Raw genomic sequence first — 20,709 nt, 5'->3', positions numbered from 1 at the left:
GAAACGAGTGGACGAAGGGTGAGGTGCGGGATAGTGGCCGCATCGGGGGCACGAGGGGCGATTTGTCGACCGACTCACGCGCCCTTGTCGACTTGTCCCCAGGTCGAGAAGCGGACCTGTGGATAACTTCTGTGGATAACGAAGATATGCAGGTAGTACTGGCCGGAAGCAGTCTACGGCCGCCTCAGAACCGACCGTCCTGGCAGCGCGCCACCCAGTCGGCCGCCGCCATGAACTCCTCGTCCGACGTCCCCGGCCGCGTCGCAGGAGCCTCGGCCGGCCCGATGTCCGCACGCGGATAGGAGCCGAGGAAACGCACCTGCAGACAGATCCGCTTCAGGCCCATCAGCGCCTCCGCCATCCGCCGGTCGGAGATGTGGCCCTCGGCGTCGATGCAGAAGCAGTAGTTGCCGATGCCGGCGCCGGTCGGCCGCGACTGCAGCAGCATGAGGTTGATGCCGCGGGAGGCGAACTCACCGAGCAGGTCGCGCAGGCCACCGGGATGGTCGTCGCGCTGCCACAGCACCACCGAGGTCTTGTCGGCGCCGGTCGGCGCGGCGGGCCGGGCCGGGCGGCCGACCAGCACGAACCGGGTCTGCGCGTTCTCCGCGTCGTGGATCTCGGTCTCCAGGGCCTGAAGGCCGTACCGGGCGGCGGCGAACTCGCCCGCGAAGGCGGCGTCGTAACGGCCCTCCTGGACCAGGCGGGCGGCGTCCGCGTTGGAGGCGGCCGACTCCCAGTGCGCGTCCGGGAGGTGCTTGCGCATCCAGTTGCGCACCTGCGGCTGGGCCGCCGGGTGGGCGGAGACCGTCTTGATGTCCGTGAGCTCGGTGCCGGGCCGGACCAGCAGGGCGAAGGTGATCGACAGCAGCACCTCGCGGTAGATCATCAGTGGTTCGCCCGCGACCAGCTCGTCCAGGGTGGTGGTGATGCCGCCCTCGACGGAGTTCTCGATCGGCACGAACGCGGCATCGGCCTCGCCGGTCCGCACCGCGTCCAGCGCGGACTGCACCGACACATACGGGACGAGCTCCCGGGTGGCCGCTTCCGGGAGCGTCCGCAGGGCGACTTCGGTGAAGGTGCCCTCGGGGCCGAGATACGCATAGCTCGCTGGCATGTCCTCACCCTAATCGCCGCAGGCCGTCCGGGCTCGGGTGTCTCACGACAACCACTCGACCGGGTGGTTTGAACCCCGAATACCCCTAAAGCGCGTGACCGCGACGGAGCCGTGACCCGCTCGAACGCGTCTCCCCGTCACCCGTCGTCCCGGACTCCCGTCACGCGCCGGCCCGCCCCCCGTCACGCGCCGTCGGCTCAGCTCTCCAGCAGCCGCTGCCCCACGTACTCGCCCTTGGCGGCCCCGCCCGGCACCGCGAACAGCCCGCTCGCCTCGTGCCGGATGTACTGGGACAGCGCGTCGCCCCGGTCGAGCTTGCGCTGCACCGGGACGAAACCCCGCAGCGGGTCGGCCTGCCAGCAGACGAAGAGCAGACCGGCGTCGGGCGTGCCGTCCGCGTCGAAGCCGTGGTGGTAGGAGAAGGGACGCCGCAGCATGGCCGCGCCGCCGTTCTTGTCGGGCCGGGTGATCCGGGCGTGGGCAGTGAGGGGGACGACGTACTCGCCTTTGGCGTCGGTCTTCTCCAGGTCCATCGGGGTGGTCTCGTCACCCCCGGACAGCGGCGCCCCGTTGGACTTCCGGCGTCCGATGACCGCCTCCTGGGCCGGCACCGACAGCTTCTCCCAGTCGTCCAGCAGCATGCGGATGCGCCGTACGACGGCGTAGGAACCGTTCGCCATCCAGGCCGGCTCGCCCGAGGCCGGCACGAAGATCCGCCGGTCGAAGTCGGCGTCGGCCGGCTTCGGATTGCGGGTGCCGTCCAGCTGGCCCATGAGGTTGCGGGCGGTCATGGGGTGCGCGGTGGCGCCCGGCGTGCGGTTGAAGCCGTTCATCTGCCAGCGCAGGCGCGCCGCTCCGCCCGCGTCCTTCTGGATCGCGCGCAGGGCGTGGAAGGCGACCAGGGCGTCGTTCGCACCGATCTGCACCCATAGATCGCCGTCGCTGCGCGCCTTGTCGAGGTGGTCGGAGGAGAAGTCGGGCAGGGGGTCCAGCGCGCTCGGCCGCTGCTTCTCCAGGCCGGTCTTGCCGAAGAAGGAGTGCCCGAAGCCGAAGGTGATCGTCAGCGAGGAGGGCCCGGCGTCGCGGGCCACATCGGTGTCGTCGTGCGGCGCGGCTTCGCCCGCCATCAGCCGCTCGGCCGCCGTCGACCAGCGGCGCAGCAGGGCCGCGGCCTCCTTGCGGCCGGCGCCCGCCGCCAGGTCGAAGGCGACGAGATGACCGCGCGCCTGGAGGCCCTCGGTGATGCCGGGCTGATGTTTCCCGTGAAACATCGCCCGGTCGGAGCCCACCGAGGTCAGCGGGGTGGCCGGGGCGGGTGCGGCGGTGTAGCCCACGGCACCGCCCGCCGCGCCGAGCACGAGCCCGGTGGTGCCCGCGGTACCGAGCAGGGCGCGCCGCGAGATGCCGTGGCCGCCCGCGGGCTCGGCCGCCTCGGAAACCTCGGCGGCGGTACGGGCCTGAGGGATGGACTGGTCGGGCATGGTGTCGTTCAGCCGATCTGCGCGTTCTTGGAGACGGTCACCTGGTCGATGTCGGAGGTCCGCACGGTGACGGCGATCTTCCAGTCGCCGGCCATGGGAATCTGCACTCCGCTCGCCGACCAGTGGCCGGTGGTGATGTGGTCGGGGGTCACGGGGAGCGGGCCGATCTTCTTCGCCTCGAGGGTGAAGGCGACCTTCACCTCGGGGATGTCGAAGGCCCGGCCGTTGGGCCGCTGGACGTACACATGCATCTCGTTGCCGCCCACGCGCGCGGGGTCGAGGTCGATGCTGACGACGCCCTTGCCGTCGGTGCCGCCGGTGTCGAAGGGCATGTCCAGGGTCAGCGCGCCGTTCGAGGGCGCCGTGGCCGAGGCGGAGGAGGACGAGGAGGCCGCCTTGGCGTCCAGTTCGGTGCGGCCCGGCTCGGTCTGGGTCAGCCAGGTGGTGACGGCGAGCAGGACGACCGCGACACCGGCCTCGGCGAGCACCGTACGGCGCAGTCCGAAGCGGTTGGCGTCGCCGTCCCGCAGCCGCTTCTGCCGGGCGGCGGCCATCGCGGCGCGCTGCCGGGCGAGCTGGGCGGCGCGCTCCGAGTCGCCGGAGCCGGCGCTCTTCCCGGCCGCCTTCGCGGTGGCGGCACGCTCCTTCTCGGCCGCGCTTGCCGCGGTGACGCGTTCCCTCTCGGGCTCCTCGGCGCCCGCGGCCGTTTTCCCGGCCTCCTTGGCGACGGCAACCGCGTCGGCGTCGTGCGCGTCGTCGGCGAGCCGCCCCGTCCACCGTCGCGATATCGAGGCGATGCCGACCAGGAGCGCCACCAGCCCGATCTTGACCAGCAGCAACTGCCCGTACCGGGTGTCGGTGAACGCCGACCAGGAGCCCAGCTGCCGCCATGACTGGTAGATACCGGTGGCGACGAGCACGACGACGGAACCGAAGGCCAGCCGGGAGAAGCGGCGGACGGCGGAGGCCTCCACCGGTGTCTCGGCGGGCGCCCGGTACAGGGCGACCAGCAGGGCGGTGAGCCCGCCCAGCCAGGTGGCGACGGCCAGCAGGTGGACGACGTCGACGGGCATGGCGATGCCCGGCTGGAGCCCGACCGAGGCGTGCTCGGCCATGGCCCAGCTGCTCGCGAGCCCCGCCGCGACGACCACACCGCCGATGGCGAGCCCGAAGGTCAGATCGCGCTTCTCCTGGCCTTCCTCCCGCTTGGTGTAGGCACCGAAGAGGACGGCGACGAACAGCGCGGCGGCGGCGAGCAGCAGCAGCCGGGAGACCAGCGCCGCGCCGGTCTTGGTCTGCAGCACCTGGCCCAGCAGACCGAGGTCGAAGACGTCGGCGAACTTCCCCGAGGTGGTGTAGGAGCCGCGCAGGAGCAGCAGCCACAGGGTGGCCGCGGTGAGCGTGAGCCAGCCGCCGACGACCAGCCGCTGCAGGGCCCGTACGCCCGCGCCGCGCTGCCAGCAGGCGAGCACGAAGGCCGCGCCCCCGGCGAGCACGACGAAACCGGCGTACGACGCGTACCGCCCGAACGCGTAGAGCCCGCCCACGGCTCCGCCGCCCGCGACCGAACCGGTGCCGGAGACCACGGTCTGCGAGGGCGCCCCGATGGAGAAGGTGTAGGCACCGGAGACGGGGTGGCTGTCGGCCGAGACGACCTGGTAGGTGACCGTGTAGGTGCCCTTGCCCAGGCCGTTCTTGAGCCGCACCGCGTACGTCGTGTCGCTCACGTTGGCGGGTGTGCCGGTCTGGACCGGCTTGCCCCGCGGGTCGAGGACGCGCAGGGAGTCGTCGTTCATCGCGACCTTCTCGGAGAAGGTGAGCGACACCTGGCTGGGCGCCTGCTTGACCACCACCCCCTGTGCGGGGTCGCTGCCGGTCAGCGCCGCGTGGGCGGAGGCCGGTCCGGCGCCCGCGAGCAGTGCGCCGATGGCGGCGAGGAGCAGCAGCACCAGGGTGCGCAGGCTGCCCCGGTGTCCCGTGGGGGTGATGGTCCGCGTCACGGTGGTCGGTCCCTCCCTCAGTGGCCGGTCGACGGGTTGTACGTCGCGGACTTCACCGGCATCTCGACGGTGAGGGGCCCGGACTTGGCGAAGGTGAGCTTCACGGTGACCGTCTGGCCCTGCTTCGGCTGGTGCTTCAGCTTCTCGAACATCAGATGGTTGCCACCGCTTTTGAACACGAGTTGACCATGGGCGGGTATGGCGAAGGAGTTCTTCTCCCGCATGGCGCCGCCCATGGTGCTGTGCATGGTGACCTGGCCCGCGACGTCGCTGGTCACCTCGGTCAACTCGTCCTCGGCGCCGCCCTTGTTGGCGATCGTCAGAAAGCCGGCGGCCATGTCGGCGGAGACCGGCTGCGGCATGTACGGCCCGCTCACCGACAGTTCGGCCTTCGAGGAGCCGGAGCCGGACGACCCCGAGCCCGAGCCCGAGCCGGAGCAGCCGGCGAGGGCCAGTGCACCGGCGAGCGCGGCGCCCGCGGTCACGAGGGCGGGGCGGTGCCTCACGGGTTCGCCCCCTTGACGAGCTTGGGCAGGTCCTTGGTGTAGTCGTCGACCGTGGCGTCCTCGCCGTAGAGGACGTAACCGCCGTTCGTCTTCGGGGAGAAGGCGATGACCTGGGTGCCGTGGACGGAGACGAGCTTGCCGTTCTTGTCCTTCGTCGTCGGTTCCACGGAGATGCCGACGGAGCGGGCACCGGCCTGAATGGTGGCGAAGTCCCCGGTCAGCCCGATGAACTGCGGGTCGATGCCCTTGAGCCACTTGCCCAGCTCGGCCGGGGTGTCGCGGCCGGGGTCGGTGGTGACGAACACCACCCGCAGGTCGTTCTGCTCGGACTTGGGCAGCGCCTTCTTGGCGACGGCGATGTTGCTCATCGTCGTGGGGCAGATGTCGGGGCAGTGGGTGTAGCCGAAGTACAGCAGGGTCGGATGGCCCTTGGTCTCCTGGCGGAGGTCGAACTTCTCGCCGTGGGTGTCGGTGAGGACCAGGTCCGGCTTCTGGAAGGGCTGGTCGAGGACGGTGGCGGCCTTGCCCGAGTCGGACTCCTCCGAGACCACGGAGACCGGCGACTTGCCGTCGTTCCCGCTGCCGCAGGCGGAGAGGGTCAGGGTGGCGGCGGCGAGCAGCGCGGCCGCGGCGAACGTCTTGTTGCGCATAGAAAAATGTCCCAGATGTGAGTGTTCCGGCGCGCACCGGGGTCGTACGACAGCCACGACAGCGTCGCACGCCCCGCACGACCCCGGTGCGCGGTCCGGAAGGGCTTAGGCGGTCCGGCGGCGGCCGGCGAGCACGCCGTAGGCGACGCCCGCGACGCCGACGACGATGCCGACGACGCCGAGCACGCGCGCGGTGGTGTCGGTGCCGTGGGAGCCGGATCCGGAATCGGCGGCCGCGGTCGCGGTCCTGTCGGAGGCGTCCTCGGCGCCCGCCGTGCCGTGGTGGTCGTCGGTCGCGGCGGACAGCTGCAGCACGGGCGCCGGGTTCTCCGGCTCGTCCTGGCCGGCCTGCGGCACCTCGATCCAGCGCACGACCTCCTTGTTGGAGTACGTCTGGACCGCCTTGAAGACGAGCTGGTCGGTGTTCTCGGGCAGGGCGCCGAGGGAGAGCGGGAACTTCTGGAAGTAGCCGGGCTGGATGCCCTTGCCGTCGGCCGCGGTCCAGGTGACCTTGGTGACGGCCTCGTCGATCTTCTCGCCGTGCACGGTCAGCGGCTTGTCCAGCTTGGACTTGGTGACCTTCACGGTCCAGCCGGCGACGGGCTCGGGCATGACCGAGGCCAGCGGGTGGTCGGCCGGGAAGCTGACCTCGATCCTGGTGGTCGAGGCGCTGTCGCGCTCGTTGGGGACCTTGAAGTCGACGACCGCGTAGCCGCCCTTGGCCGCGGTGCCCTCCGGCTGCACGGAGACGTGCGCGAAGGCGGGGACGGACAGCGCCAGGACGGCCGTGCCCGCGACGGCGCCGGCGGCGAGGGCACGGGAAGCGATACGAGAAGCCTGCATGGCAGGAGCACTCCACTCTGAGAGTTCCGGTGAGGAAGAGAGGTACGCGTGTGCGTGGCCGTGCCCTTCGGCGGGTTCACGGTGCGCACGCGCGCGTGCCGCGCGACGGCGGCAGCCCTCTGCTCCGGATCACCGGATCAGTGCAGTGGTGCGCGCGTCGCGTCAGGCGGCGAGACGGAAGGCGGCGGCGGGCGGGCCGCGCCGGATCACCGTGTGCTGGAGTGCGGTGGTGTGCGGGTCGGGTGCGTCGTCCCGGGCGGTACGACGGCCCCGCGGGAGGGGCTCGGCGGCGGGAAGCAGCCCGGCGCACAGGGCGCGCGCCAGCGCGAGCGCGGCGCGCAGCGACCGTACGAGCGCCCCCTCTGCGACTCCGTGCGCCGACAGCTCGATCAGCCGCAGCAGCGCCAGGTCGCCCCGGCGCAGCAGCCAGCCCGCGGCGACGGCCGCGAGGACGTGGCCGAGCAGCATCGGCAGCGAGGGCAGCAGCGCGGCGGAGGAGCCGGTGGCGTCGTAGGCGTGGTGCACGCCGCCCATGACCGCCAGGGGCCGCCCCGAGCGGTCCACGAGGTGCGCGGCGGACAGCAGATGGAAGGCGCGCCCCGGGGTCAGGGCGGACGGGCTCGCCCCGCACAGCAGCCGCGCGGCCTGCTCGACCAGCGCGGTGTCGCTGAGCGAGGAGACCGTCGAGCCGGTGGAGTTCATCGACCCCATCGACCCCATCGCCGTCCCGCCGGAGGCCATGGCGGTGCCGTGCTGGCTCAGCCCGAACAGCGCGTGCAGCGCGGTCTGGCCGAGCGCGAGGAGCGCGGCGATGCCCGGCAGCGAGCGGGCCCGCCCGGCGAGCGGCACCACCAGCAGCAGACAGCCGAGGAAGCCCGCGCCCAGCGTCCACAGGGGCACGCTCGCGCAGGAGGCGAGGGTGTGCCCGCATGCGGCCAACGCGACGCAGACCGCGGCGAACACCGCGGCCCGCAGGATCCGGAGCCCGGCTCCGGGACGCGCCGTGCGCGGGTGGGGGGCAGTCATGGCGCGCTCATCATCGCACTGCGCTTACGGGCGCCCTACGGCAGGGCCGCGGGAACGTCCCTCATACACCGATTCCTCCCTTTGCGCATCGGCTGTATGGGCGGAGTCACGTCAACTGTGTGCTTACGGCCCCCTACGGGCGGCAATACGTATCGGTATGTCGAGCCGCGGCCAGGAGGCTGGAGCATGAGCATCTGGTGGTCACTCCATCTGCGCCGCGAGGCCGCGAGCGTGCCGCTCGCCCGGCGGCTTTTGATCGGCACCATGGAGACGGCGGGCGTCGATCCCGAAGTCTCCTACGACCTGTCCGTGGCCCTGACCGAGGCCTGCGCGAACGCCGTCGAACACGGCGGGAACGCGCCGCACGGCGGCGTCTCGGAGGCGTACCGGGTGACCGCGTACCTCGACGGAGAGAAGTGCCGTATCGAAGTGGCCGATTCCGGACCGGGGTTCGCCCGCACCCAGGAGATCCGGCCCGCCCGCGCGGACGCCGAGCACGGCCGCGGGCTGTGTCTCATCCGGGAACTCGCCGACCACGTGCACATCGGCGCCAAGCCGGGCCGGGGCGGCACGGTGGTCAGCTTCGACAAGATTCTCAAGTGGACGAAGGACCCCTCGCTGCTGACGGCATAGTGAGGGCATGGAGATCGAGAGCGGAGACATAGCGGACGGGGTGACGCTGCGGCTGCTGGCGCGGGCCGACGCGGGTCCGCTGAGCGCGGCCTATGTGGACAACCGTGAGCACCTGCGGCCGTGGGAGCCGCGCCGGCCGGAGTCCTTCTTCACCGAGGCGGGGCAGCGGGAGCGGATCGACGGGATGCTGCGGGTGTTCTCCGAGGGCGGCGCGGTTCCCTTCGTGTTCCAGGCGGCGGACGGGCGGATCGTCGGGACCATCACCCTGACCGGGATCAGCCGGGGGCCGTTCTGCAGTTCCTCGCTGGGTTACTGGGTGGCCGCCGACCAGCAGCACCGCGGCCTGGCCACGGCCGCGGTGGAGCGGGTCTGCCGGATCGCGCGCGACACGGTGGGGCTGCACCGGATCGAGGCCTCGACGCTGCTCGGGAACACCGGCTCGCAGCGGGTGCTGGCGAAATGCGGGTTCGAACCGATCGGCATGGCCCCGAAGTACCTGCACATCGACGGGGAGTGGCGGGACTGCCGGCTGTTCCAGCGGATCCTGCACGACCGCGATCCCGCCCTGTGACGAGCCCCTCTCAGGCGTCCAGCACCTTCGCGAGCACCTCCAGGGCCTCCGGATACACCCGCTCGCGGGGCGTGCCGTAGCCGACGACCAGGCCCTGCGGCCGGCCCTCGCGCCGGCCTGCCTGCCAGTGGTCGCCGAGGGCGCCGAGGGCGAGGCCCTCCGCCTCCGCGCGGGCCATCACCGCCGTCTCGTCGGGCACGTCGATCAGCGCGTGCAGCCCCGCCGCGATCCCGTGCACGCTCCGGCCCGCCCCCAGCCGGTGCAGCAACTGGTCCCGGCGGCGCCGGTAGCGCAGCCGGCACGCGCGCACGTGCCGGTCGTAGGCATGGCTGTCGATCAGCTCGGCGAGCGCAAGCTGGCCGATGGACTCGGTGTGGTGGTCGCTGTGCAGCTTGGCGTCGGCGACCGCGTCGACCAGGTGCGCGGGCAGCACCATCCAGCCGAGGCGGAGTGCGGGGCCGAGGGTCTTGGAGGCGGTGCCCAGATAGACCACCTGGCCCGGCGCCATGCCCTGCAACGCGCCGACCGGCTGGCGGTCGTAGCGGAACTCCCCGTCGTAGTCGTCCTCGACGATCAGCCCGCCACGCGCGCGTGCCCAGTCGCCGAGCGCTCGCCGCCGCTCCGGGTGCAGGGTCACCCCCGTCGGGTACTGGTGCGCCGGTGTGACCACCACGGCGGCGGCCTCGCCCAGTTCCTCGGGGCGCACCCCGTGCGCGTCGACCGGTGCCGGCAGGACCGTTCCGCCGGCCCGCCGCACGACCTCCCGGTGGAACGGGAGCCCGGGGTCCTCCATGGCGACGGCGGCGCCGTCCAGCACGCGCGTGAGCAGCGCGAGGCCCTGGACGTACCCGGAGGTGATGACGATCCGCTCCGGCGGCGCCAGCACCCCGCGCGCCCGGCCCAGATAGCCGGAGAGCGCCGTGCGCAGCTCGATCCGGCCGCGCGGGTCGCCGTAGTCGTACGCCAGCGAGGGCGCCGTCGCTATGGCCCGGCGCAGCGCGCGCAGCCAGGCCGCCGCCGGGAAGGCGCCGACGTCCGGGCTGCCGGGGCGCAGATCGAAACGCGGGGCACGCGTGCGTGTCGCCGTGCCGGGCTCCGCCGAGGCCACGGGCGGCAGCTCGGCGACCCGGGTGCCCGAGCCCTGGCGCGCCGTCAGGTACCCCTCGGCGACGAGCTGGTCGTAGGCGGCCTTGGCGGTGCCGCGTGAGATGCCGAGCTCGGTGGCGAGCCGCCGGGTGGCCGGAAGCCGGGTCCCGGGCACGAGCCGCCCGTCCCGTACGGCGTCCCGCAGGGCCCGCTCGAGTCCGATACGGCGCCCGTCCGCCGAGTCCGGCTCCAGATGCAGATCGACACCGACACCGGACCAGAAGTCGTTCACGAGAACCTTCCCCCCAGGCACGCGAATGGCCGGGCACCTCCCGGTACCCGGCCATTGAAACGCAGATCAGCTCTTCAGCGCGGCCATCCACGCCTCGACCTCGTCGGAACGGCGCGGCAGGCCCGCCGAGAGGTTCCTGTTGCCGTCCTCGGTGACGAGGATGTCGTCCTCGATCCGGACGCCGATGCCCCGGTACTCCTCCGGCACGGTCAGGTCGTCGGCCTGGAAGTACAGCCCCGGCTCGACGGTGAGAACCATGCCCGGCTCCAGCGTGCCGTCCACGTACGTCTCGGTCCGCGCGGCGGCGCAGTCGTGGACGTCCATGCCGAGCATGTGACCGGTGCCGTGCAGGGTCCAGCGGCGCTGCAGACCCAGCTCCAGGACGCGCTCCACCGGGCCCTCGACCAGACCCCACTCGACGAGCTTCTCGGCGAGCACGCGCTGGGCGGCGTCGTGGAAGTCGCGGTACTTGGCGCCCGGCTGCACGGCCGCGATACCGGCCTCCTGGGCCTCGTACACCGCGTCGTAGATCTTCTTCTGGATCCCGGTGTACGTGCCGTTGACCGGCAGCGTGCGCGTGACGTCGGCCGTGTAGAGGGTGTGGGTCTCCACACCGGCGTCGAGCAGGAGGAGGTCGCCGGAGCGGACCGGGCCGTCGTTGCGGACCCAGTGCAGGGTGCAGGCGTGCGGGCCGGCCGCGCAGATGGAGCCGTAGCCGACGTCGTTGCCCTCCACGCGCGCACGCAGGAAGAACGTGCCCTCGATGTAGCGCTCGGACGTGGCCTCGGCCTTGTCGAGGACCTTCACCACGTCCTCGAAGCCGCGGACCGTGGAGTCGACGGCCTTCTGCAGCTCGCCGATCTCGAACTCGTCCTTGACCAGCCGGGCCTCGGAGAGGAAGACCCGCAGCTCCTCGTCCCGCTCAGCGGTGACCTTGTCGGTCAGCGCGGCCTCGATGCCGGCGTCGTAGCCGCGCACCACGCGCACCGGACCCGTGGCCTCGCGCAGCTTGTCGGCCAGCTCGCGCACGTCGGCGGCCGGGATGCCGTACAGCGCCTCGGACTCGGCGAGGGAGTGGCGCCGGCCGACCCACAGTTCGCCCTGGCCGGAGAGCCAGAACTCGCCGTTCTCGCGGTCGGAGCGGGGCAGGAGGTAGATCGTCGCCTCGTGGCCGTCCGCCGTGGGCTCCAGGACCAGGACGCCGTCCTCGGTCTGGTTGCCGGTGAGGTACGCGTACTCGACGGAGGAGCGGAAGGGGTACTCGGTGTCGTTCGAGCGGGTCTTCAGGTTGCCCGCCGGGATCACCAGGCGCTCGCCCGGGAAGCGGGCGGAGAGCGCGGCGCGGCGGCGCGCGGTCTCGGCGGCCTGCGGGATCGGCTGCAGGTCCCGCAGCTCCGTGTCGGCCCAGCCGGACTTCATGTTCTCGGCCAGCTCGTCGGAGACGCCCGGGTACAGGCCGTTCTTCCGCTGCTTGATGGGCTCCTCGGACTCAGCTTCCGGGGTCTCCGGGTTGAGCTCGTCGGACACGTGATCCTCCTCGGTACGGCGTGTGATCTCCCCCGGCGGCCCGTGCTGCTCGCGATCGTGTCGGAGCGGGGGGCCTCCATCATCGTACGTTCGTACCGCGGGCGGACCAGGGTCGCACGACCTGTTATGCCCGGTCATGCATGGCGATGCCCGGCCTAAGCGGGCCGTCGGCGGCGGGGCGGTGCTCAGTCGAAGCGGGCCGCCAGCAGCACCACGTCCTCCTCGCTGTCGGCCGCGTCCAGACCGTCCGGCAGGACGGTGCGCAGGACGTGGTCGGCGATGGCGCCGGGGTCGCGGCGCAGCGTGCGCGGGACGCTCGCGGCGGCGGCGTGCAGGCGGGCGAAGGCGCGGTCCGTCGGGTCGCCGGTACGGTGCAGCAGCCCGTCGGTGTAGAGCAGGACCGTCTCCCCGGCCTCCGCCTGGAACTCCACGCTCGGCGCCTCCCAGCAGGCGAGCATGCCGAGCGGCGCGGAGACGGAGGTCTCGGCGAACTCGGTGCGCCGCTCGCCGATCAGCAGCGGCGGGCTGTGTCCGGCGCCGGCCAGGGTGACCTTGCGCAGGGCGGGCTCGCAGTAGGCGAACAGCGCGGTGGCCGAGCGGGCGGGTTCGGTCAGCCGCAGCAGCAGTTCCAGGTCGGACAGGACGGCGACCGGGTCCTCGCCCTCCATCACGGCGTACGCGCGCAAGCTGGCGCGCAGCCGGCCCATCGCGGCCACGGCGCTCGGCCCGGAGCCGGTGACCGAGCCGACGGACAGTCCGAGCGCGGCGTCCGGCAGCGGCAGCGCGTCGTACCAGTCGCCGCCGCCGAGCGGGCCGGTGCGGCGCCGGGCCGCGAGCTGGACGCCCGGCACACGCGGCAGCCGGGTGGGCAGCAGTTCCTCGGCGATGGTCGCCGCGCACGTGCGTGCGCGTTCCAGCTCCACCAGCCGGGCGAGGTGCTCGGTGGCGTGCCGGACGTAGAGGCCGGCGAGGTGGCGCCGGCGCTCGTGGGGTTCGGCCGGTTCGTCGTAGAGCCAGACGGCGGCGCCGAGACGGCCGGCGGACTCGGAGGCGAGGGGCAGGGCGTAGCTGGCGGCGTAGCCGAGGCGGGCGGCCACCTCGCGGTGCCGGGGGTCGAGGCCGTCCTCGGCGAGCAGGTCCGGGTGGACGATCTCGGCGGCCGTGCCGGTGTCGTACGGCAGCGCGCCGCGCGGGACGGTCTCGATGTGGCCGAGGTCGGCGCGGCCGAGGCCGAGACCGAGGGTGGTGCGGGGGCCGAGTCCGTCGCCGGGCTCCAGGGCGACCAGGCCGCGGCGGGCGCCGACGAGGGCGGCTCCGGCGCGCAGGAGTTCGTGCAGGGCCGGTTCCAGGGCGTTCGTCCGGGACAGGCACTCGGTGAGTTCGTGGAGGGTCGTGAGGTCGGAGACCCAGCCGGCCAGCCGGTCCTGGAGGAGGGCGCCGGGCGCGGGGGCGTTCGGCGCGGGGACGAGAGCGGGGTCCGGGGAGGGCCCGGCGCCGACGGCGGGGGGAGTGGGCGCGACAGTGTGTGCGGGCGTCGGAACCGCTGGATCGATTCCAGCCACTTTCGGAGGGTGCGGGGCGTTCATGGCGTCCGGCTTTCAGACCGGTGCGTAGTGCTGAAAAGCATCGCGAACCCCCATGGCATTCTGCGCCGCTAGCAGTGTCTCCACATGTACACGCACTCGTGAGGGGATGTCCAGCATTGTCCTGCAGGGATTCCTGGTGTCCATGAGACGGACGAGGTTTCCCTCGAACCCCTTGCCTTACTGCCAAGTTGGCTGAAAACTGCACCAGGTATCGGTCCATTGCGGTCGACTGGCCTTGCTCCACGGAGCGTCACAGCGGTCGTGATGGGTACGTACTCGGTGAAGGCCAGGGGTGGTTGGGGGCCACCCGGAACCTGGCGACGGACCCGGGCGTCATAGCCACCGACGGCCGAGCCCCATCCTCCCTGGCGGAGGCGGAGAGAAACACGCGCGACGGCAAAACGCCATACTTCGCCACCCCCGCGCCGCAGCCGTGCTTGTGAAAGACGCACTATGGACGCGGACGCGACCCTTGCTCGACCCCTTGGGGATCCCCCTGCCGTGCGCAGGGGTGTGATGCGCCAACAGGTACGCACAGTGAAGTGATCGACACATGGTGTGATGTGGACCACGGTGTTGCCAGCGGTGCAACGGAAAGGAACGAGCGCTCATGCGCGAGATCCTCGGAAGGCGACGCAGGCTCCTGTCCAGGCGGAACGACGGGAGGCCCGGGCGGAACGACGAGAGGTCTGAGCTGATCGGTGCGGCCCTGACCTTTGCGACCGAGTGGCAGTGGCCGGTACTCCCGGGCGTGGCCCCGGACCCGCGCGGGCGGGCCCGCTGCGCCTGCCCCGACCCGGAGTGCACGGTGCCCGGTGCGCACCCCTTCGATCCCGGCCTGCTCGCCGCCACGACCGACGCCCGCATGGTGCGCTGGTGGTGGACCAACCGGCCGAGCGCGCCGATCGTCCTGGCCACCGGGGGCAAGGCGCCCTGCGCGGTCAGCCTGCCGGCGCTCGCCGCCTCCCGCGCCCTCGCCCTGCTCGACCGGCGGGGCATGCGCCTCGGCCCGGTGATCGCCTCCCCGACCCGCTGGTCGCTGCTGGTGAAGCCGTACTCCCTGGAGCAGTTGGGCGAACTGCTCTACGCCAAGGACTTCGTCCCGGGTTCGCTGCGCTTCCACGGCGAGGGCGGCTACCTCGCCCTGCCCCCGTCCGAGACCGGTCAGGGCGCGGTCCGCTGGGAGCGGGCGCCGCTGCCGGGGTCGGCCGCGCCCTGGGTGCCGGATGTGGAGGCCGTGGTGGACGCCGTGGTCGACGCCCTCACTCGTACGGGTGTGAGCGCGCCCGAGTTGTAGGGGTGTCCGGCGCGGGCGGAGCCGTGCGTCCCGCTCGCTCGTTATCTTCCGCACATGCTGCGAAATTCTCGGGGACAAGGCACTCGGTTCTCCGGGAGGCCTTCGGGGCGGCACGGCCGCCGATCGGTGCGGGGAGCGGCGCGGTCGCCACGCGTGCGGCCGGCGGGGGTGACCTCGACGGGTGCGCAGCCGACGGCGGTGCCGCCGGGGCGTGTGCGCCGGGCCGACTCCCGGACGCTGCGGCTGCTCGGGCTCGCCGCCGTCGTGACGGCCGCGGTCGTGCTGCCGCTGGCCGTGGCGTCCGCGCGACAGGTGGGCAAGGCGGCCCGGCACGAGGTGGCCGGGAAGGCGCGGGACGCCGTACGGGCCCCCGGGGCGCAGGACGCCACCGGGAGCGTCGGGGACCTGGAGCGGCGTGACGGGGGCCTCGGGCACGAGGATGCCAAGCAGCCCGCGTCCGACCGTACCCCTCGGCTGCTCGGGCTGGGCCTGGCCACCGCCACACGGTGCGGCCCCCAGCTCACCTCCCCCGACGGCATCGAGGCCCAGACCTGTGTGCTGGCCGAGGGCACCGACACCTGGGCCCGCACCTACTACCGCAACTCCACCGGCAAGTCGCTGGACTCCGTGCTCAGCCTGATGGGCCCGGGCGGTCACAGCCTGCAGATGCGGTGCGTCACGGGCACCGACGACGAGCCCGCCACCTGCGAGACACCCCGCGAGCACAGCCGGGGCGGCATGGACGCCTACACGGCCGTCACCGAGTTCGCCGCGCACGGGACCGACGGCGCGCTGCTGCTGCGCTCGGGCAGCAACTCGGTGGTCGCCGACGGCAACTCCGGTTCAACTGAGGTGAGTTGACGCTCCGCGACGCGCCGTACACCGTTACGCGGACATGGAAAGACCCGGTTGCTGGCGACGGGGGATGCACCAGCAACCGGGCTACTGGAACGGTAACAAGAGATCGGCGGTTCGCAAATTCCGTCCGGGGCATTCGGCCACCGATTTCCCTGTCGTCAGGGGGAGTTGTGACAGGAGTCACCTGTTTCACGGCCTGCGCGCGCCTTACCGACCGTTCAGTCCCAAGACGCGCGCGGCGCCGCGTCAGCTGAGCGTGACCTGCCGGTTGGTCAGTCCGCCACGCGCCCGGCGCTCTTCCGGCGTGAGCGGCTCGGTGGCGGCCAGGGCGGCGGCGAGCCGCTCGGCGAACTCGGCGGCCGGCTTCTCCACGTCGTCCGCCGTGACCCCGCTCGGCAGGTCCCAGACCGGCACGGTGAGGCCGTGAGCACGGAAGGAACCCACGAGCCGGGTGCCCTCGCCCAGATGGGAACGGCCCGCCGCGTGCAGCCGCGCGAGAGCGTCCAGAAGCTGCTCCTCCGGATGCGGCATGACCCAGCGCAGGTGGTTCTTCTCCGGGGTCTCGCACCAGTACGCGGCGTCCACGCCGGTCAGCCTCGCCGTTGGGATGGCGGCGGCGTTGGCACGCTCCAGGGAGGCGGTCACCTCGGGCGTGGCGTTCTCCGCGTCCGGCACCCAGAACTCGAAGCCGCTCTGCACGACCGGCTCGAACGGCGCCTGGAGGTCGAGCAGGTCCTGCAGCCGCGGACCGTCGACCGGGGCGCGACGGCCCTGCACCGGGGTGCCGGGCTGGGCCTGGAGGGCGCGCTGGAGGGTGTCGGCGAGGTCGCGGCTGAGGTCACCGGACGCCGTGTCGTTCTGCAGGCCGAGCAGGATCGACCCGTCGTCGCGGCGCAGCGCGGGCCAGGCCATCGGCAGCACCGTGGCCAGCGTGACCGACGGGACGTCCTCGGGCAGGCCGTCCTTGAGGGTCAGCTCGACCGTCGCGGCCGGCACCAGCTCGCGCAGCGCCACCCAGTCGCACTCGCCGGGCAGCCCCTCGAACGGGCGCTGCACCAGCTCGGTCACCGCGTGCGCCGCGGCCCGGCCGTGGCACGCCTTGTAGCGCCGGCCACTGCCGCAGGGGCAGGGCTCGCGGGCGCCGACAACCGGGACCTCCGCATCGCTGAGCTGCGGCCGATCGGCCTTCGTCTGGGGTCGCTTCTTGGCCATCGTGCGTGTCTCCCGGTTACGGCTCTTCTCGTACGGGCGGGAGCCTAGCCGTTCAGGCCATGACCGGCGGGAACCTGTGGACAACGCACGTCCGCTCGACTCCAACGGTGTGAATCCGCGGACAGCTCAGGGGCGTTCTGCGGCCGGCTCCCGGTCCTGCGGGCGGGGGCCGCCGGCGCCGGGTCGGCTTACGGCCGCGGGGCCGGTCCACGCCCGTCGCCCGCCGGACCGGGGCTCGCGTCCGCCGGGCCGGTGTCCTTCGCCGCGTGGCTCAGGCCCTCGATGACGCCCCTCGGCCCGACTCCTCGACCGTGTCGTTCAGTCCATGTCCTCGAACGCGTCCGCGAAGTCCAGCCCGGGCAGGTCCGGCACGCGGGACGTGACGCGCGTAGCGAAACCGTCCCGGCGGCACCCCGCATCGGGATCGTGGACGTCCTCGTGGACCACCACCCAGACCGTCACCTCGCCGCGCACGTCGTCCCGGACGCCCCAGTCGTCGGCGAGTGCCGTGATGATGTTCAGCCCGCGGCCGCCGTGCGCCGTCACCGACGGGGTGGCCGGCGCCGGGCGCGTCGGGCCGCCGCCGTCCGTCACCTCGACGATGAGCCGGCCCCCCGCGTCGATCCGCCACGCGGCGAGCACATCGCCGTCGCCGGCCAGCGCGTCGCCCAGGGGCCGCCCGTGTTTGCAGGCATTGCTCAGCAGTTCGGAAAGGATCAGTACGGCATCGTCGATGACCGATTCGGACACGCCACCGCTGCGCAACTGCGAACGCATCCGGTGTCTTGCCTTCCCCACGCCCGCAGGGCCATGGGGAACGGCCATGCTCGACGACGTGGGCACCTCCTGTGCCACCACCAACGCCACCCCCGAGACCTCCTTTGCCCCACGCCACGGTGTGGATGCCCCAACGGCCTGTACCGGAAACCGGCCAATCCTCTTCCGGTGACGCATTCGCAACGTCCGTGCACGGAGCGAGCGCGCCGGAGCACTCCCTGTGGCGAAAGCCCTACCGTGGGTTGTCGTGCGGCTGGATTTCAATGGCGTGGCCGAGAGTGGAGGATTCAGCAGCCGCACAGCGGGGTCAAGGGACGGGCACGGCTCTTTACCGGCCTCTTGAGGTCACACCCCCAGTCACACCCGCCCCAGCTGACGCAGGACCGCGCGCGGGCGGTTGGTGATGATGGCGTCGATGCCCAGCTCCACGCAGAGATCGACGTCCTCGGGCTCGTTCACGGTCCACACGTGCACCTGGTGACCGGCGCGCTGCAGCCGCTCCACATAGGCCGGGTTGTTGCGCAGGATGCGGATCGAGGGGCCGGCGATCCGCACGCCCGCGGGCAGCCGTCCGTCGCGCAGCCGAGGTGTGAGGAACTGCACCAGGTAGACCGTCGGCAGCGTCGGCGCGGCGGCACGCACGCGGTGCAGCGAGCGCGCCGAGAAGCTCATGACCCGGACCTGGGACTCGGCGGCGGAGGCCGGCGCGTCCAGGGCGAACCGCTTCAGCAGCGTCAGCAGCCGCTCCTCGACCTGGCCGGCCCAGCGCGTGGGGTGCTTGGTCTCGATGGCCAGCTCCACCCGCTGCCCGGCGTCCGAGACCAGCTCCAGCAGCCGCTCCAGGGTGAGCACGGAGGTCTCCTCGCGGTCCTCCGGCCGGTGCTCCCAGTCGGGCTCCTCGTCCCGTCCGCGCCAGGAGTCGCGCGGCTTCCAGGAGCCGAAGTCGAGGGCGGCGAGATCGGCCAGTTCCAGCGCGGAGACGGCGCCCCGGCCGTTGGAGGTACGGTTCACCCGCCGGTCGTGGACGCAGACCAGATGGCCGTCGGCGGTCAGCCGTACGTCGCACTCGAGGGCGTCGGCGCCGTCCTCGATGGCCTTCTTGTAGGCGGCCAGGGTGTGCTCGGGAGCGTCTTCGGAGGCGCCTCGGTGGGCGACGACCTGGACGGAGCGCTGTAGTGCGTGGGTCACCGCGTCATGGTGCCACCGTCCAGGGGTGTGCGGGGCGGCTCGGGCGCACTTGGTGCCCGTTTATGTAACTTTTGCCAGTAATGCCCTATATAAAGACTGGTCACGGACCCACAGCCACCGCTTATGGTGCTCTGACGGCCCGTGGGAAAAGCTGACTGCATACAAACGGAGCAGTGGAAACTGAACCCAGCACCATGCACAGCTGCCGAGCGTGACCGAGTGCGACCGAGAACAACAGCCGTGGACCGAGGAGAAGAGCTGTGAGCACCGAGAACGAGGGCAACGAGGTACCCCAGGCCCCGTCCGCACCTCCTGTGCCGGTGGCCTCTCCCGCCACTTCCCCGCAGGGCTCCACCCCTGGGGGGAACGAGCCGACGGCTCCCCTGCCGCCGGTGCCCCAGGACGTGCCGGCGACAGCCGGATCCCAGCCGGGCCAGGCCACCACCCCGCACGCCGCCACCCCGCACGCATCCGGCCCCGCCGCCTCGGGTCCGGCCCCCGACGGCTCCTGGCCGCCTCCGCCGCCGGCCAACCCGCCGTACGGCGAGGGCGCGGCCTACGGCGACGGCGGCGCCGCCGGTATGGGCGGTGCGGGCGGCGCCGGCGGCTGGGGAGCGTCGTACCAGCAGCCCGCTCCCAAGCCGCGCAGCGGGCGCGGCGGTCTCGTCGCCGCGGTCCTGGTGGCCGCGCTGGTCGCGGGCGGCCTGGGCGGCGGCCTCGGCTACACCCTGGCCAAGGACAACGACAACAACGGCTCCACCACCGTCTCCGCCTCCGACGGCAGCGCCGCGCAGGTCAAGCGCGCACCCGGCACGATCGCCAACGTGGCCGCCAGGGCGCTGCCCAGCACGGTCACCATCGAGGCCGAGAGCACCAACGGCGAGGGCGGCACGGGCACCGGGTTCGTCTTCGACACCCAGGGCCACATCGTCACCAACAACCACGTGGTGGCGGACGCGCTCGACGGCGGCAAGCTGACCGCCACGTTCCCGAACGGCCGGAAGTACGACGCGGAGGTCGTCGGCCACGCCCAGGGCTACGACGTGGCCGTCATCAAGCTCAAGAACCCCCCGACGGACCTCAAGCCCCTCGCCCTCGGCGACTCCGACAAGGTGGCCGTCGGTGACGAGACGATCGCCATCGGCGCCCCCTTCGGCCTGTCCAACACGGTGACGACCGGCATCATCAGCGCCAAGAACCGCCCGGTGGCCTCCAGCGACGGCAGCTCCTCCAGCAAGGCGTCGTACATGAGCGCCCTGCAGACCGACGCGTCGATCAACCCGGGCAACTCCGGCGGCCCGCTGCTGAACGCCTCCGGCGCGGTCATCGGCATCAACTCGGCGATCCAGTCGACCAACAGCGGCGGCTTCGGCTCGGGCCAGTCCGGCTCGATCGGCCTGGGCTTCGCCATCCCGATCAACCAGGCCAAGTACGTCGCCCAGCAGCTGATCAAGACGGGCAAGCCGGTGTACGCCAAGATCGGCGCCTCCGTCTCGCTGGAGGACTCCGCAGGCGGCGCGAAGATCACCGACCAGGGCGCGGCCGGCTCCGCCGCGGTCGAGTCGGGCGGCCCCGCCGACAAGGCGGGCCTCAAGCCGGGTGACGTGATCACCAAGCTGGACGACATGGTGATCGACAGCGGCCCGACCCTGATCGGCGAGATCTGGACCCACAAGCCCGGCGACAAGGTCACGATCACCTACAAGCGCGGCGGCCAGGAACACACGACCGAGCTGACCCTGGGCTCCCGGATCGGCGACAACTGACCGGACCGACCGACACGCACGCGTGGGGGCGCTTCTCGGCAGAGGGGCGTCCCTCGCCGCGCCGGGGGCACGTATGCCGGCCCGCGCGGCGGTTGCCTGTCACCGTACGGCCACCCTGGGTTCCGCGAACGCTGTACCCGCTCCGCCCCAGGTGGGTGGGAGCGAGGTGGGTTGCCCGAGCGGCCTGAGGGAACGGTCTTGAAAACCGTCGTGGCAGCGATGTCACCGTGGGTTCAAATCCCACCGCCTCCGCGCAGGCCAGCGTAGGTGCTGGTCAGAAGGGGTGTCCCTTG

General features: G+C 72.4%; 18 protein-coding genes and 1 tRNA gene. 6 read left to right on the top strand and 13 right to left on the bottom strand.

What is annotated here, in order from left to right; genetic code table 11:
- Positions 1 to 184 precede the first annotated feature (184 nt).
- The 7 genes from pheA to ACQPXS_RS23895 form a co-directional block, all read right to left on the bottom strand.
- Positions 185 to 1,117, bottom strand: coding sequence for a prephenate dehydratase (pheA, locus tag ACQPXS_RS23925; protein ID WP_433451309.1), 933 nt, complete (start codon positions 1,115 to 1,117; stop codon positions 185 to 187).
- Positions 1,118 to 1,314: 197 nt separating this feature from the next.
- Positions 1,315 to 2,598 (bottom strand): iron uptake transporter deferrochelatase/peroxidase subunit, encoded by a 1,284-nt coding sequence (gene efeB, locus ACQPXS_RS23920; protein WP_433451308.1) that lies wholly within the window; start codon positions 2,596 to 2,598, stop codon positions 1,315 to 1,317.
- 8 nt (positions 2,599 to 2,606) lie between these two features.
- Positions 2,607 to 4,598, bottom strand: coding sequence for a copper resistance CopC/CopD family protein (locus ACQPXS_RS23915; RefSeq protein WP_433451307.1), 1,992 nt, complete (start codon positions 4,596 to 4,598; stop codon positions 2,607 to 2,609).
- Between the two features lie 17 nt (positions 4,599 to 4,615).
- Positions 4,616 to 5,104, bottom strand: coding sequence for a copper chaperone PCu(A)C (locus ACQPXS_RS23910; protein ID WP_433451304.1), 489 nt, complete (start codon positions 5,102 to 5,104; stop codon positions 4,616 to 4,618).
- Complete coding sequence (locus ACQPXS_RS23905) at positions 5,101 to 5,754, bottom strand: SCO family protein (RefSeq protein WP_433451301.1); 654 nt, start codon at positions 5,752 to 5,754, stop codon at positions 5,101 to 5,103. Before ACQPXS_RS23905 ends, ACQPXS_RS23910 begins: the two co-directional genes overlap by 4 nt.
- Positions 5,755 to 5,859: 105 nt before the next feature.
- The gene (locus ACQPXS_RS23900; RefSeq protein WP_433451299.1) at positions 5,860 to 6,597 is read right to left on the bottom strand and encodes a YcnI family copper-binding membrane protein; all 738 of its coding nucleotides are present in this window, start codon (positions 6,595 to 6,597) and stop codon (positions 5,860 to 5,862) included.
- A gap of 162 nt (positions 6,598 to 6,759) precedes the next feature.
- On the bottom strand, positions 6,760 to 7,623 hold the full coding sequence (locus tag ACQPXS_RS23895; protein WP_433451297.1) for a hypothetical protein: 864 nt from the start codon (positions 7,621 to 7,623) through the stop codon (positions 6,760 to 6,762).
- Positions 7,624 to 7,809: 186 nt separating this feature from the next.
- Between ACQPXS_RS23895 and ACQPXS_RS23890 the strand changes: the two genes are divergently transcribed.
- Together ACQPXS_RS23890 and ACQPXS_RS23885 are read left to right on the top strand one after the other, a co-directional pair.
- On the top strand, positions 7,810 to 8,256 hold the full coding sequence (locus tag ACQPXS_RS23890; RefSeq protein ID WP_351802763.1) for an ATP-binding protein: 447 nt from the start codon (positions 7,810 to 7,812) through the stop codon (positions 8,254 to 8,256).
- A gap of 7 nt (positions 8,257 to 8,263) precedes the next feature.
- A complete protein-coding gene (locus ACQPXS_RS23885; protein ID WP_433451294.1) occupies positions 8,264 to 8,827 on the top strand; it encodes a GNAT family N-acetyltransferase in 564 nt (187 codons plus the stop codon).
- Positions 8,828 to 8,837: 10 nt separating this feature from the next.
- Here the strand turns inward: ACQPXS_RS23885 and ACQPXS_RS23880 are convergent, their stop codons facing one another.
- From ACQPXS_RS23880 to ACQPXS_RS23870, 3 genes are all read right to left on the bottom strand, one after another.
- A complete protein-coding gene (locus tag ACQPXS_RS23880; protein WP_433451292.1) occupies positions 8,838 to 10,205 on the bottom strand; it encodes a PLP-dependent aminotransferase family protein in 1,368 nt (455 codons plus the stop codon).
- A 66-nt stretch (positions 10,206 to 10,271) separates the two neighbouring features.
- A complete protein-coding gene (locus tag ACQPXS_RS23875) occupies positions 10,272 to 11,732 on the bottom strand; it encodes an aminopeptidase P family protein (protein WP_433451290.1) in 1,461 nt (486 codons plus the stop codon).
- Between the two features lie 185 nt (positions 11,733 to 11,917).
- Positions 11,918 to 13,318 carry a PP2C family protein-serine/threonine phosphatase gene (locus ACQPXS_RS23870; RefSeq protein ID WP_433451289.1) on the bottom strand — a complete coding sequence of 467 codons (1,401 nt, stop codon included), beginning with the start codon at positions 13,316 to 13,318 and terminating at the stop codon, positions 11,918 to 11,920.
- A gap of 610 nt (positions 13,319 to 13,928) precedes the next feature.
- On the opposite strand from ACQPXS_RS23870, the gene ACQPXS_RS23865 reads away from it, so the two are divergent.
- Entirely contained in the window at positions 13,929 to 14,615 is a 687-nt protein-coding gene (locus ACQPXS_RS23865) for a bifunctional DNA primase/polymerase (protein WP_433451288.1), read from the top strand.
- Between the two features lie 168 nt (positions 14,616 to 14,783).
- On the top strand, positions 14,784 to 15,476 hold the full coding sequence (locus tag ACQPXS_RS23860) for a hypothetical protein (protein ID WP_433451287.1): 693 nt from the start codon (positions 14,784 to 14,786) through the stop codon (positions 15,474 to 15,476).
- A gap of 243 nt (positions 15,477 to 15,719) precedes the next feature.
- Here the strand turns inward: ACQPXS_RS23860 and ACQPXS_RS23855 are convergent, their stop codons facing one another.
- From ACQPXS_RS23855 to ACQPXS_RS23845, 3 genes are all read right to left on the bottom strand, one after another.
- A complete protein-coding gene (locus tag ACQPXS_RS23855; protein ID WP_356300987.1) occupies positions 15,720 to 16,685 on the bottom strand; it encodes a DUF5926 family protein in 966 nt (321 codons plus the stop codon).
- Between the two features lie 318 nt (positions 16,686 to 17,003).
- A complete protein-coding gene (locus ACQPXS_RS23850; RefSeq protein WP_433451284.1) occupies positions 17,004 to 17,639 on the bottom strand; it encodes an ATP-binding protein in 636 nt (211 codons plus the stop codon).
- A 180-nt stretch (positions 17,640 to 17,819) separates the two neighbouring features.
- Entirely contained in the window at positions 17,820 to 18,650 is an 831-nt protein-coding gene (locus ACQPXS_RS23845) for a glycerophosphodiester phosphodiesterase (RefSeq protein ID WP_433451283.1), read from the bottom strand.
- 260 nt (positions 18,651 to 18,910) lie between these two features.
- Between ACQPXS_RS23845 and ACQPXS_RS23840 the strand changes: the two genes are divergently transcribed.
- Positions 18,911 to 20,416: a trypsin-like peptidase domain-containing protein gene (locus ACQPXS_RS23840; protein WP_433451281.1), complete on the top strand. Its 1,506-nt coding sequence runs from the start codon at positions 18,911 to 18,913 to the stop codon at positions 20,414 to 20,416.
- Between the two features lie 163 nt (positions 20,417 to 20,579).
- Positions 20,580 to 20,668: transfer RNA gene (locus tag ACQPXS_RS23835), tRNA-Ser, on the top strand.
- Positions 20,669 to 20,709 lie beyond the last annotated feature (41 nt).

The organism is Streptomyces sp. CA-142005, from assembly GCF_050942335.1.
GTDB lineage: Bacteria > Actinomycetota > Actinomycetes > Streptomycetales > Streptomycetaceae > Streptomyces.
Note: the sequence above shows the minus strand (reverse complement) of the source record. Positions and strands in the feature narration are given on the sequence as shown.

Bases quoted from the DNA above. Each gene is read 5' to 3' on its own strand.
- ACQPXS_RS23900 (WP_433451299.1), bottom strand. From the start codon at position 6,597: ATGCAGGCTTCTCGTATCGCTTCCCGTGCCCTCGCCGCCGGCGCCGTC.
- ACQPXS_RS23905 (WP_433451301.1), bottom strand. From the start codon at position 5,754: ATGCGCAACAAGACGTTCGCCGCGGCCGCGCTGCTCGCCGCCGCCACC.
- ACQPXS_RS23855 (WP_356300987.1), bottom strand. From the start codon at position 16,685: ATGGCCAAGAAGCGACCCCAGACGAAGGCCGATCGGCCGCAGCTCAGC.
- ACQPXS_RS23870 (WP_433451289.1), bottom strand. From the start codon at position 13,318: ATGAACGCCCCGCACCCTCCGAAAGTGGCTGGAATCGATCCAGCGGTT.
- ACQPXS_RS23895 (WP_433451297.1), bottom strand. From the start codon at position 7,623: ATGACTGCCCCCCACCCGCGCACGGCGCGTCCCGGAGCCGGGCTCCGG.
- ACQPXS_RS23890 (WP_351802763.1), top strand. From the start codon at position 7,810: ATGAGCATCTGGTGGTCACTCCATCTGCGCCGCGAGGCCGCGAGCGTG.
- ACQPXS_RS23865 (WP_433451288.1), top strand. From the start codon at position 13,929: ATGCGCGAGATCCTCGGAAGGCGACGCAGGCTCCTGTCCAGGCGGAAC.
- ACQPXS_RS23885 (WP_433451294.1), top strand. From the start codon at position 8,264: ATGGAGATCGAGAGCGGAGACATAGCGGACGGGGTGACGCTGCGGCTG.
- pheA (WP_433451309.1), bottom strand. From the start codon at position 1,117: ATGCCAGCGAGCTATGCGTATCTCGGCCCCGAGGGCACCTTCACCGAA.
- ACQPXS_RS23850 (WP_433451284.1), bottom strand. From the start codon at position 17,639: ATGCGTCACCGGAAGAGGATTGGCCGGTTTCCGGTACAGGCCGTTGGG.
- efeB (WP_433451308.1), bottom strand. From the start codon at position 2,598: ATGCCCGACCAGTCCATCCCTCAGGCCCGTACCGCCGCCGAGGTTTCC.